The sequence below is a fragment of the Priestia sp. FSL H7-0729 genome (assembly GCF_038005685.1).
GTDB lineage: Bacteria > Bacillota > Bacilli > Paenibacillales > Paenibacillaceae > Paenibacillus.
Genome location: NZ_JBBOTQ010000025.1, coordinates 1 through 12,889 on the forward strand (window position 1 = coordinate 1; position 12,889 = coordinate 12,889).

10 protein-coding genes are annotated in these 12,889 nt (G+C 47.1%); all 10 read right to left on the bottom strand.

The features are described 5' to 3' along the window. Window positions 1-1,289, bottom strand: a 1,289-nt coding sequence (locus MHH93_RS27445) for a putative polysaccharide biosynthesis protein (protein ID WP_500056634.1), incomplete at its 3' end; no start/stop codon positions are given. 169 nt (window positions 1,290-1,458) lie between these two features. Further along, window positions 1,459-2,001, bottom strand: coding sequence for a stage V sporulation protein T (gene spoVT / locus MHH93_RS27450; protein WP_036606123.1), 543 nt, complete (start codon window positions 1,999-2,001; stop codon window positions 1,459-1,461). Window positions 2,002-2,330: 329 nt separating this feature from the next. Beyond that, entirely contained in the window at window positions 2,331-3,491 is a 1,161-nt protein-coding gene (locus MHH93_RS27455; protein ID WP_440392461.1) for a peptidylprolyl isomerase, read from the bottom strand. Next, complete coding sequence (gene mfd, locus MHH93_RS27460) at window positions 3,475-7,002, bottom strand: transcription-repair coupling factor (RefSeq protein WP_440392462.1); 3,528 nt, start codon at window positions 7,000-7,002, stop codon at window positions 3,475-3,477. Before mfd ends, MHH93_RS27455 begins: the two co-directional genes overlap by 17 nt. 272 nt (window positions 7,003-7,274) lie before the next feature. After that, window positions 7,275-7,505 carry an anti-sigma-F factor Fin gene (gene fin, locus MHH93_RS27465; protein WP_253428884.1) on the bottom strand — a complete coding sequence of 77 codons (231 nt, stop codon included), beginning with the start codon at window positions 7,503-7,505 and terminating at the stop codon, window positions 7,275-7,277. A gap of 97 nt (window positions 7,506-7,602) precedes the next feature. After that, a complete protein-coding gene (pth, locus tag MHH93_RS27470; RefSeq protein WP_500056636.1) occupies window positions 7,603-8,163 on the bottom strand; it encodes an aminoacyl-tRNA hydrolase in 561 nt (186 codons plus the stop codon). 545 nt (window positions 8,164-8,708) lie between these two features. Then, window positions 8,709-9,662 carry a ribose-phosphate diphosphokinase gene (locus MHH93_RS27475; protein WP_017691370.1) on the bottom strand — a complete coding sequence of 318 codons (954 nt, stop codon included), beginning with the start codon at window positions 9,660-9,662 and terminating at the stop codon, window positions 8,709-8,711. Between the two features lie 102 nt (window positions 9,663-9,764). Then, window positions 9,765-11,156, bottom strand: a complete 1,392-nt coding sequence (gene glmU / locus MHH93_RS27480) for a bifunctional UDP-N-acetylglucosamine diphosphorylase/glucosamine-1-phosphate N-acetyltransferase GlmU (protein ID WP_500056657.1) — start codon at window positions 11,154-11,156, stop codon at window positions 9,765-9,767. Between the two features lie 356 nt (window positions 11,157-11,512). Further along, the gene (spoVG, locus tag MHH93_RS27485) at window positions 11,513-11,797 is read right to left on the bottom strand and encodes a septation regulator SpoVG (RefSeq protein ID WP_017691372.1); all 285 of its coding nucleotides are present in this window, start codon (window positions 11,795-11,797) and stop codon (window positions 11,513-11,515) included. 188 nt (window positions 11,798-11,985) lie between these two features. Continuing rightward, complete coding sequence (purR, locus tag MHH93_RS27490) at window positions 11,986-12,813, bottom strand: pur operon repressor (protein ID WP_017691373.1); 828 nt, start codon at window positions 12,811-12,813, stop codon at window positions 11,986-11,988. Between the last annotated feature and the right edge of the window lie 76 nt (window positions 12,814-12,889).

Here is a 12,889-nt window from a genome sequence, read left to right on the forward strand (position 1 = left end):
ACGGCGCCGAGGCCTTGCAGCAGCGCCGCCGCAATAATGCTGACGGTGCTGCCCGCAGCCGCCAGCGCCATGTACCGCAGTGCTTCGGTGCCTGCGGCATCTCCGTACAGCATGCGGTTAATCGGCTCTGCCAGCACCGCGAGACCCGCGGATGCCGCCAGGCCGATCAACCAGAACCAGCGCAGCGCGAGGCCTGCTTGCTGCCGAACGGCTTCTGGCCCGCCCTTTAATCGGGCTTCCGCCATCGCCGGAATAAAGAGCACAGACAGTGACGTAGCCAGCATCGTCACCAGCTGAACCAGCGGCAATCCACGGTTGTAGATGCCGAAGGAAACCATCGACTGGAGTTCATCCTGTCCTTCTCCCCGCAGAAGCCGTGGAACAGTGAAGGTATCCACCAGATTCATCAGTGGTACGGCCAGCGACCCAAGACAGACAGGAATAGCATACATGAGCAGCGTCCTGATCCATTCCCCGTTGGATCGTGACTGTTCTCCCAGAGCGGGATGAACAGTACTCGCCGTTTTCTTTTGCAGCGTAACTGGCCTATGCTCCTGACGCTCATGCCTGTCTGCTCCAACCTCCTCACCTCTACTGCTCCATTCTGAATTCAATTGTCCGGTGACCACTTCCCTGTCTTTCCGCCGATGACGGACCATGTACCCTAACATGGTAAGCAGCCCAACCAATCCACCGGCAACGGAGCCCATCATGGCTCCAGCGGCAATCGTCTCAAGCGAAGCGTCCCTCCTCATCAACCACAGAAGAAGAACAATCATGACGGTGACACGTATCGTCTGCTCTACCACTTGAGATACTGCTGTTGGCACCATCTGCTGCAATCCTTGAAAATAACCACGCAGCCCCGTCATCAACGGAATGAATAATAAAGCCCACGAAGCTGCACGGATCGATGGAACCACATGGCGATTGCCAATCATGTCAGCGATCAGTGGCGCACCTGCATACATCAAGAGCGCCATAATAAATCCAATTCCACCAAGCAGCAAGGAAGATAACCGGATAATCCTTCTGCTCTCGTCCGGTCTTCCAAGTGCATTCTGTTCTGCTACGAATTTGGATACGGCCAGAGGCAGCCCTGCAGCAGCAAGCGTAACAATGAGCATATATAACGGATACACCGTATTGTAAATGCCAAAAACACCGTCTCCCCCCAGATTCTGCAACGGAATCTTCTGAAAAGCACCAATGATTTTGGAAATGATGGCGGCAAGCCCAAGTACAAATGCACCCTGTAGCAGCCTTGAGCCTGTAGACGGCTGTTTCATAAGTTCCTCCCATATGTATCCTGGCATTCGAATAAAGCATAAAGCATTCTTTAAGCTATTATACCTGCCAGAAGACACACAGACGAATTCTTGGTTCAACATCAAACTAATGATAAAAAGCAAAAACTCCCGTATGCCCAAATCAAGGCACCAGGAGTTGATCTGCTATCTATTGTTCCATCTGCTTGCCAAGGAAACCGGCAGCGGTCTCGGACATCTTCACTTCCATCTGAGACATCTTCACTGATTCATCCTTATTGAACAGGATAACTGTTCCGATGGGGTCACCACCTGAAATAATCGGCGCAATAACAAAAGAGGATAACGTCTCGTCATGATCTTTGCTAAGCTCATATGAACCATTGTTTGTTTCCAAAATGGTCTTCCTGTTTTCCATACAACCTTCCAACAGTTGGCCTACCTGCTTGTCCAAATACTCTTTCTTGGAGCCCCCTGCCACCGTGATAATGGTATCCCGGTCGGAGATCATGGTTACATGACCTGTACTCTCATATAGGGATTCTGCATATTCTTTGGCAAAATCACCAAGCTCGCCAATCGGCGAATATTTTTTAAGAATAACTTCTCCATCCCGGTCCACGAAAATTTCCAGTGGATCACCTTCACGAATACGTAACGTACGGCGGATTTCTTTTGGAATGACCACACGACCAAGGTCATCTATACGGCGGACAATACCAGTAGCTTTCATTTCACATGTTGCCCCACTTTCTCGAGAAGATTTTTCAACTACTGTTCCTTAATGGGTAGAGGAAAGTCCCAGAACGTTTAGTGTGATATCTTGACCATAGTATTCATCTGTTCCCATTTCCTTATACATGCTTCGGGGAATATAGTTGTGTAACTTTCGAAGAAGGCGACCATATACCCATACGCCTTGTATATAGACAGGAAGAAGCAAGAAGGAGGTCCTAAGTCCTCCCCTTGCTTCTCTGTATGGTTGTCCATATTTACGCGTACAAGGTATTCATTCGGGCGAATTTAACCCTGAACGTGTGCTAAACAGCCATGTTTACTGGCTTATTTACTGCTTGTACCTTCATCTGTCTTTGCATCTTTATCTGTTCCAGTCGTACCTTGGTCAGTCTTGGTATCTGTACCTGTAGAGTCATCCGTTTTTGGTTCGGTTGTTTTCTCTCCTTCAGTTCCTGTACCCGTTGTACCCTCAGTCGTACCTTCTGTTGTGCCTTCTTCAGCTTTTTCTGTTTTTGGCAGGTTCACTTCTTTTACGATTTTGTCCAATTCATTTTGCATGAACGTATCGATCTCAGCAGCTGCCAACTGGCTCTTCAGGCTTTCTTTTTGCTCAGCCGTCAGTTTGGTGAAGTCTGCTTCTGTACGAGCTTCCACTTTCATAATGTGGTAACCGTACTCCGTCTCAACAGGGTCACTGATTTTGTTCAGTGGCAATGTTTTTGCAGCTTCCTTGAATGCCTCTACCCAGCTGCCTACAGGTGTTTCTTCGTACAATCCACCTTTTTCAGCAGAACCTGGATCTTCGGAATATTCTTTTGCAATTTTAGCAAAATCAGCTCCGCCATCCAATTTCGTTTTTACTTCTTTTGCAATTTTCAGTGCATCTTCTTTTTTACGCTCTTTTTGCGTTTTTGGATCTGTGAAGTTAATCAACACGTGACGAACAGAAGCTGTTGTGAACTGATCTTTGTTTTTCTCAAACTCAGCCTTGACTGCATCTTCCGTAACGCCTGTTTCTTTGTCTTTAATCACTGTCATAATCCGAGTCATATAGTCTTTAATGTTGTCGTCTGTCAGGTTCTGAGCTTTGAGCATTTCTGTCCATTGATCTGCCTGAACGGAAGCTTTCATCTTATCGAATTGCTCGGTTGCCGCTTTGGAACCCGCTGTTTTGGCTTCCTCACTTGCTTTGCCACTCAGATATTCATAAGCAACTTCCTGTTTAACCAAATACTCTTTGAAATCGTCCATATCCATCATTTGTGCATACTCCGGATAGAGGAATTTCATGACACGTTGCTCCATGTCGAATTCATTGGCTGTAATGGTACCACCATCATAAGTAGCGACTACAGCGCTCGTATCCGTAGATTCAGGTGTTTTCGCTTCTTCCTTCTTGCCACATGCAGCAAGCAGTGATAAGGATAGTACTGCGACCATGCTCACAGACAGTACTTTTCCTACTTTTTTATACTTTGGTAACATCTTTTAGTTCCCCCTTTGATTTAAAAGCAGTCTTCATGGACTCCAGAATTTTCTCTACCAGCTCCATCAGTTGCTTATCCCCAAGCCCCTTGCCTTTAGCGTGAATCAGCATATGGGGTCCTTGTTCAAATTGTACACGTCTTTCGAACTGATTTCCAATGTGCGCGATTTTCGAGAGTTCAAAGGCATGTTCACGCCCTTCATAGAACTTCACGGTAATGTCCTCACCACGTTGGGAAATGGATTCGATACCATAGATTTTGCCGTATACTTTCATCCGCGCAACAGCCAGCAAGTTAATAACGGCTTCCGGAAGATCACCGAATCGGTCAACCAATTCGTCTTCCAGCTCCATCGCATCGTCGAAGGATGCAATGACCGCCACTTTTTTGTAAATCTCGATCTTCTGAATACTGTCATAGATATAATCGGACGGCAAGTAGGCATCGATACTGAGATCCAGGGTTGTGTTCCACTGGTCGGAAGGTACCGGCTCCTCGCCAAGCATCGTAACTTTGCGTTTGTTGATCTCCTCCGCAAGCATCTGGGAATACAGATCGAACCCGACAGAAGCGATGAAGCCATGTTGCTCTGCTCCCAGCAGATTTCCCGCACCACGGATCGACAAGTCACGCATGGCGATTTTGAATCCCGAACCCAGTTCGGTGAATTCTTTGATGGATTGCAGACGCTTCTCCGCAACTTCAGTAAGTACTTTGTCCCGTTGGTACGTAAAATAGGCATACGCAATACGGTTGGAACGACCCACACGTCCGCGCAGCTGATACAGCTGGGAGAGCCCCATTTTATCGGCATCATGTACGATCAGTGTGTTTACGTTCGGAATATCTACCCCGGTCTCGATGATACTTGTGCTCACAAGTACGTCATACTCACCATCCAGGAAGTCCAGAATCGTCTTCTCCAGCTCTGTTTCCGACATCTGGCCATGTCCCACACCAACCTTGGCTTCAGGCACAAGTTCAGAAATTTCGGCAGCCATCTCCTGAATTCCCTGAACACGGTTGTAGAGGTAATACACTTGCCCACCACGAGCAAGCTCACGCTCAATGGCTTCACGAACAAGCGCCTGGCTGTGTTCAACCACATAAGTCTGTACCGGGAAACGATTCTCTGGCGGAGTCTCAATAACAGACAGATCACGCACACCCAGCATGGACATATGAAGTGTACGCGGAATCGGCGTTGCCGTCAGTGTCAGCACGTCCACATTGGTTTTCAGCTTCTTCAGTTTCTCCTTATGGGTTACTCCAAAGCGCTGTTCTTCATCAACAATGAGCAGTCCCAGGTCCTTGAACACCAGATCCTGCGACAGCAATCGATGCGTCCCGATGACAATATCTACTGTGCCTGCCTTGATGCCTTTGGCTGTTTCATTCTGCTCTTTACGGGAGCGGAACCGGCTAAGCACATGAATGTTGAACGGATAACCGGAGAACCGCTCACGGAACGTCTCAAAATGCTGCTGTGCCAAAATGGTTGTTGGAACGAGTACAGCCACCTGTTTGCCTTCAATAGCTGCTTTAAATGCAGCCCGAATAGCAACCTCGGTTTTGCCGTAACCTACATCCCCACACAATAAACGGTCCATTGGACGGTTTTGTTCCATGTCTTTCTTGATTTCTTCGATCGCACGCACCTGGTCGCGTGTCTCATCGTAAGGGAACATGTCCTCAAACTCCTGCTGCTCCGCAGAATCCTTATCGAATCCAAACCCTTTGGAAGTCTGACGCTCTGCATACAGCTTGATCAGATCATCAGCAATATCCTGTACGGATGTGCGAACTTTATTTTTAACCCGTGTCCACTCATTGCCGCCCAGCTTGTAAATTTTCGGTTCTTTCTCTTCGGAACCAACATATTTCTGAATCAGATCGATCTGCTCAATAGGTACAGAGAGTTTGTCCCCACCCGCATAGAGAATATGCATGTAGTCCTTATGGATGCCACCAACTTCGAGGGTACCGATCCCAAGATACTTACCAATCCCGTGGTTCTGGTGAACGACATAATCGCCCACTTTTAGCTCACTATAGGATTTGATCCGTTCCGCATTGTCCACATTTCGAATCGGTTTGCGTACTTTGCGCTGTTTTTGCGAGAACATCTCGCCCTCGGTCACGACAGCCAAGTGAATGGACGGCATTTCAAATCCCGTTTGCAAGTTACCGATCATCATCTCTGGCTCTGGAATATCATAGTCCATCAGTACCCGGCGCATCCGCTCGAGTCGCTCTTCACCGTTCGCCAGCATGAGCACTTGAACTCCGGCCTTCTGCCAGCGCTCCATCTCTGCCTTCAAAACGTTCATCTGTCCATGGAAATCCTGCATGCCACGACTGATGAAGTTCAGAATGTTCTGTGGTTGGGTATGTGGAACTTGGCGCAAAAAAATCGACATGAACAGCGTCTGGAATGGACGCTCATACAACAGTTCATCACCGTCTGCGGATAATGGAAGATCCGGAAGTGTTTTTCCGTTTTGCATCAAGTGCAGATTCCACTCCGATTCATCACGGTCAAGCTGTTTCGATGTCTCCGATAGTCTGGCAGGCTCATCAAGGACAAGCAGGGTATCTTCTGGCATATAGTCGTAAATCGTTTTGTTCTCCGGATAGAGCGGAGAGATATATTTATACATCTCGGAGAAATACACGTGCTCCCGCAAAAGCTCAATCTCCCGGTGAATTTCTTCACGAAGACGCAGCTTCGCCTGCCGGTCCGTCATTTTCTCCAGCTGTTGCTCGAGCAAAAGAGCAGCCGTGTCGGCAGCTTTTTCCATCCGCTCACGGTCTGCAATTAATTCCTTGCATGGCAAAACCGTAATCTCTTCAATTCGTTCAATTGAACGCTGATCCGCTGGGTCAAATGTCCGAATGGAGTCGATCTCATCATCAAATAACTCCACTCGATACGCAATTGATGAAGTAACCGGATAAAAGTCGATGATACCTCCGCGTACGCTCATCTCACCACGAGATTCCACACGCTCCACACGCTCATATCCGAGTTTCACCATCTCCAGCAGGAAGGAGTCAAGTTGCAGTGTGTTGCCCTGTTTTATCAAAATTCGAGCATTGGCCATCACTTCCGGAAGCGGGACATAACGTCTTACCCCGGAAAAAGGAATAACAACAACGCCCCTGAATCCCTGGGCGCAGCGGACCAACACCTCAATACGCTGACCCAATGTTTCCGGGCTGGAAACAGCGGCTTCAGCAGCAACAAGTTCGTTGGCAGGATAGATCAACACCTGATCAGGTGAAAGCGCTTCCTGTAAATCTTCTGCAATTTTTTGAGCTGCAAACATATTGTGCGTTACTACGAGCAATGGTCGGTTCATTTCCTGATGCAGGGCAGCCAGCATAATCTGACGCGCCGAGCCGGATAGACCCGAAACCAATTGTTCCTTCATGCCGGACTTGATTCCGGCTGTAATGGATCCGAAGTCCGGATCTTTGGAAAAAGCCTGTATAAGTGCTTGTAACAAAAGGGGCACCTCTCTTATAACTTACTTGATTATCTCACGCATACGCGTAGCATCACTATTAAAATGGATACAAATTCCTTTTTGTCCTGTTTCATCATATCGGATTACTCGCAACATTGCCACATCTGTTGATGCGGCTGAGCCTAATTTAGAGATAGTCATGGCTTTCATGCCAACTGAAAAGAAGCCTCAGCAGGCTGCCAAGGCTATAAAAGGTGGAGCGTTATTACGCAACCGCCCTCAACTGTCATTCGATCCTGTACGGGCGAAGTCTACTGAAGCGGACTCGCGAGCAGGCTAAGCTCTGGATTATGCTCCAGTGCTTCCTTACAGTAATCACATGTAATCCGAACGGTAATGTCACCACCGGAATTATACGCTATTATATCCCTCCGCTCGTCGGGGGTCAAGAAATGAAAGCCGAGCTCTGCTTCCGTTATCCGGGCAGAATCGATTCGTCCGATAAAGGTACGGCAATGCCTACATACGTAATTCACTGACATGTTTATGCCTCCTGAACATGGTTTATACGTCCAGTATGTCCAGTATGGCTGAATCGAACCCGTCTTTTTGATCATTTTACCAGGTTGTTTTACAACATTATCCGTTAAACTTCGCCATTGTTTGTTCAAAGGTATGAGTCAAGCTATGCTCCAAAGCATCACATGTTTGCTCAATGGTCTGATCAAGGGCTTCCTTTTCTTTCTTCATGAATGTCGACAGTACATAATCGACAATGGCATGTCCTGGTTCAGGCCGGGATATTCCCATGCGTACCCGGTTAAACTGCTGTGTACCGGTATGTTGAATAATGGACTTGATCCCATTATGTCCGCCTGCACTGCCTTGGTAACGCAATCTGACCTTGCCAATCTCTGTATCCATGTCATCGTACACAACAATCAGATCTTCAAGACTAACTTTATAAAAATCCATATATGCTCGAACCGATTCACCAGACAAATTCATATAGGTCATTGGTTTGATCAACACGGTCTTCACACCGCCAATGTTGCATTCTCCAATCAGCGCCTTACATTTACTCTGTGTGATGGAGATATTATGGCGATCCGCCAATCGGTCCAGTGCCATAAAACCGATATTATGACGTGTTTTGGCATAGTTCGAGCCTGGATTTCCAAGTCCGACAATCCACTTCATCTTGTTCCCTCCTTCGGATTAGCCTGAGGTGAGGCATAGACTTCGAATGTTATATTTCATATAATATCAGGAAAGTAAAGATCGATTTACTGTAGTATCTACGGTAAATATTTTATTGACCCAGGAAGGTGAGCGGGTTTTGCGCGAAGACAACGGACAACTGACTCAACATAGCGATTTTATCTATCACTTAGAATACCACGTACCTGTACAGGTATACGACCGCGACACCCATATTGAGATTGGTCTCATCACTCGTTTCGATAATCAATTCGTCGAAATTGCCGACACGCTATTTCATCGGCGTCGTTTCCGATTTATCTCCCGCCCCGGGTATTAAACCTATAAGATGAACGAACCATTTTACACTGAATCACTGCGCGTGCAGAAACATCTTCCGATCGTTATTGTGTAAATGAGTAGTTCACACTTATATGGACTAACCAGCGGCTGTTTCACTTTTTTATAAAACGGCACGCCGACAGGGGTTACATTTTCCATTGAACCGGAAAACGTAACCCCTCTACTACTTTATGCAGACATCCTTATTCAATTTCAAACAGCTTGCTGATTGACAATTCCTCATGAACACGGATAATCGCTTCTCCGAGCAAAGGCGCTACAGACAACACTTTGAGTTTGCTTGTCGGATTCGCATGCGTAATTGGAATAGTATCCGTTACGATGACTTCCTTCAATGGTGCATTCTCCAAACGTTCCATCGCAGGTCCGGACAATACCGGGTGAGTACAGCACGCGTATACTTCTTTCACGCCGCCTTCCATCAGAGCATTCGCTCCCAGTACAATTGTTCCCGCTGTGTCAATAATGTCATCGATCAGAATGGCTGTTTTACCCTCGATGTTACCGATAATGTTCATCACTTCGCTCACATTTGGCTCAGGACGACGTTTATCGATAATCGCCAGGGGTGCATTCAGGAAATCAGCCAGTTTACGTGCGCGCACTACGCCACCGTGGTCAGGCGACACAACAACCGGATTTTCGATCTGTTTCGACCGGAAATATTGAGCCAGAATCGGCACGCCGAGCAGATGGTCGACTGGAATGTCGAAGAATCCCTGAATCTGCATTGCATGCAAGTCCATCGCGATGACACGGGTTGCACCCGCTTTTTCAATCAGGTTGGCTACCAGTTTCGCTGTAATCGGGTCACGCGAACGTGCCTTGCGATCCTGTCTTGCATAGCCATAGTAAGGAATAACGACGTTAATCGTCTTGGCAGATGCCCGTTTGAGTGCATCAATCATAACGAGCATTTCCATCAGGTTATCATTAACCGGCAAGCAAGTGGACTGCACGATGTAAACGTGACAACCCCGAACACTCTCGGAGAGTTTCACTTGAATCTCGCCATCACTAAAGCTGGTTGTGTGAGATTCACCCATAGGGATTCCGATATAATCAGCAATTTGATGGGCGAGCTTGGGGTTAGAATTGCAAGTAAATATTTTTAATTTCGAATCAAAATAAGTCATAAAATAAAAACCCTCCGTGCTGGTTCATTGGAATCAATAAGCGTCTGCGACATGTCGGCACCTTCCCGATCTTTTGGGAGGCAATCTTGTTATCAAAACCCCTTATTGGGGTTTGGCATTTTGTTTCTTGGCTTTAGCACGTCCGCGAATCTTCTCCGCATAACCAGGTTTATTCTCCTGACGTGGACGAGCAATGGCCAGATCATTCTCGGGAACGGAATGGGTAACGGTGGAGCCAGCAACCACATAAGCGCCTTTTCCTACCGTAATCGGTGCAATCAGATTGACGTTGCTGCCTACAAAAGCGTCATCTTCAATCGTCGTCACAGCTTTATTATAACCATCATAATTGACAGTTATTGCCCCGCATCCAACATTTACGTTTTTCCCTACTTTGGCATCCCCAATATAGCTGAGATGAGATACTTTGGAACCTTCGTCAATTGTAGCATTTTTCACTTCAACAAAGTCACCAATTTTTACGTTACGACCAAGTTTAGTCCCTGGACGCAAATTAGCAAATGGGCCAACCGTTGCATCAGAACCCACTTCGGCATTGGACAACACCGAATGTTTGATTGTAACTCCGTCCTGAATAACGCTGTCTTCCACATCTGCATGAGGACCAATATGACATGCTTCACCGATCGAAGTTGTGCCTTTGAGAATGGTCCCTGGATACAATACTGTATCTGATCCAATCGTAACATCCGCTCCGATATATGTCGATGACGGATCAATGATTGTAACACCGTTCAACATATGGCGTACGGCAAGACGTTCACGCATGAAGGCTTCTGCTTGCGAAAGTGCGAGTCTGTCGTTAACCCCGATGGATTCTGCGATGTCATCTGACATGTAAGCTTCAACTACTTCTCCATCATTACGCAAAATGCCGATTACGTCTGTGAGATAATATTCTCCCTGAGCGTTCTGGTTCGTTACTTTATCCAGCGCAGCGAACAATTTTGCATTATCGAAACAGTATGTGCCTGTGTTAATCTCATTCACAGCATCTTCCTGTTCATTGCAATCCTTCTGTTCTACGATCCGCTGTACAGAACCATCTTCTCCACGTATTACTCGGCCGTAACCTTTGGGATTGTCCAACTGAGCCGTAAGAACTGTCGCTGCTGCCCCGCGACTCTCATTGTGATTCATCAGACCTTCCAATGTCTCACGAGTCACGAGCGGTGTATCTCCACAGACCACAATTGTGGATCCTGCTTCGCCGCCAAGCAAGGATTTAACTTGCTGTACTGCATGACCTGTACCCAATTGTTCCGCCTGAAGTGCATACTCCGCTCTGGAACCCAAAAATGACTGCACCGCTTCGGCACCATGACCGACTACAACTACACTGCGTTCAACGCCTGCGCTGAGTGCCGCATCCAGCACATGTCCAACCATAGGTTTACCGCATACGGGATGCAGTACTTTGTACAATTTTGATTTCATTCGTTTCCCTTGCCCTGCGGCAAGAACGATTGCCATTCGTTTCAAAATTTACGACCTCCTGTTCTGAAAATCCCATTGAAATGCATTGCTTATCTGTATCCAATGAGTATCGTTCAGCCGGCTTCAAGCCAGTCTTGTTCATCGCCTGCTGTCTCTGTAATCACACGTATCAACGCGGACACCAACAAATCGTGACCTATATGTATACGCCGTGTACCTGCGAGCTTAACCGAATCCCAATGATTCCTAAGATGCCGCCCTGCCACCAAGCGCACGATGCGCTTTTTGTTTTCTGCTAAATAAACTCAATACTGAATATATCTTATTCCGATCAAAAAGAAAAGAGAGCCATAAGACATGGCTCTCTTTTCCTTCGAACCCCAATAATGTTCTCAGGCACCTTCTTCAATGACTTCTTCCTCAGTTGCCGCACGATCATATTCAGTCAGAACTGCTGCCTGAATCTTCTCACGAGTACCGGAAGAGATCGGGTGGGCGATATCACGGAACTCTCCATCAGGAGTACGCTTGCTCGGCATAGCAACAAACATTCCGTTGTTACCATCAATGACACGAATGTCATGAACGACGAATTCGTTATCGATGGTAATGGATGCGATAGCCTTCATTCTCCCCTCCGAGTTAACACGGCGGAGTCTGACATCCGTAATTTGCATGTGTGTGTTCACCACCTTTTTCCATCAGAACTTGGTGTATAATTCCACACAGCATATACGAACTCCTTCTTTTTATAACCACAAAAATTTCCTAATTTCAGGAATTTTTTTATTTAATACACAATTCGACAACGTTAGTGCCAGGTCGATGGAAAAGACCCTTTACCGACATCACATTCGTCATCTTTCTACAGGTCGAAATAGTTGCCAGGCTTGACGGAAATCTGCCTGCTCTTGGCATCAACCGCTGTCAGCTTTGCCAGAGATACATAATCGGTTAGCAGGCGTTCCTCTGAATCTACAGAACCAGATTCAACCAGTACCCCTACCCCGGCAACTGTAGCATTAAACTCGGCCAAAAGATCGATCATTCCTTGCACCGTACCCCCAGCCTTCATAAAGTCATCCACAATAAGTACTCTGGAATGCTCACGCATCGCCCTACGAGAGAGGGACATCGTATGCAGACTTTTATGGGACCCGGATACATAATTGATACTTACGGCCGATCCTTCTGTAGCCTGATGGTCCCTGCGTACGAGCACGACAGGCAGGTTGAGCTGGGCACCGGTGGCATAAGCCAATGGAATTCCTTTGGTTTCTACCGTCATAACCACATCAATATTCATATTGCCAAAGGCCGTTGCAAAGATCTTGCCGGCTTCATTCATCAATGCGGGCTGACCAAGCAAGTCGGACATGTACAGGTATTCTCCAGGCAAGATCCGATCAGGTTGCGCGAGCTGGGTCGAGAGCCGCTCCGCAAACGCCAGTGCCAGTTCTCGGGATACCTTCGGAATCCATCTTACTCCCCCGGCTGCTCCAGCCAGTGTATGCAGTTCTCCTGACCCACCTTCTTCGAACACTTCCTTGATAATCGCCAAATCTTCACTAATCGAAGACTTCGCGGCTCCATAGCGTTCGGCAAATGTGGTGAGCGGAATAACCGTATGCGGTCTGGACAATAAGTATTGCGTCATTTCAACCAGCCTTGCGCTTCGTTTTAACTTCTTCACAGAGATCCATCCTCACGATCACGGAAACATCCAAATCCGAATAATTATTTAAAAATATACCACCTTTATACGTGTT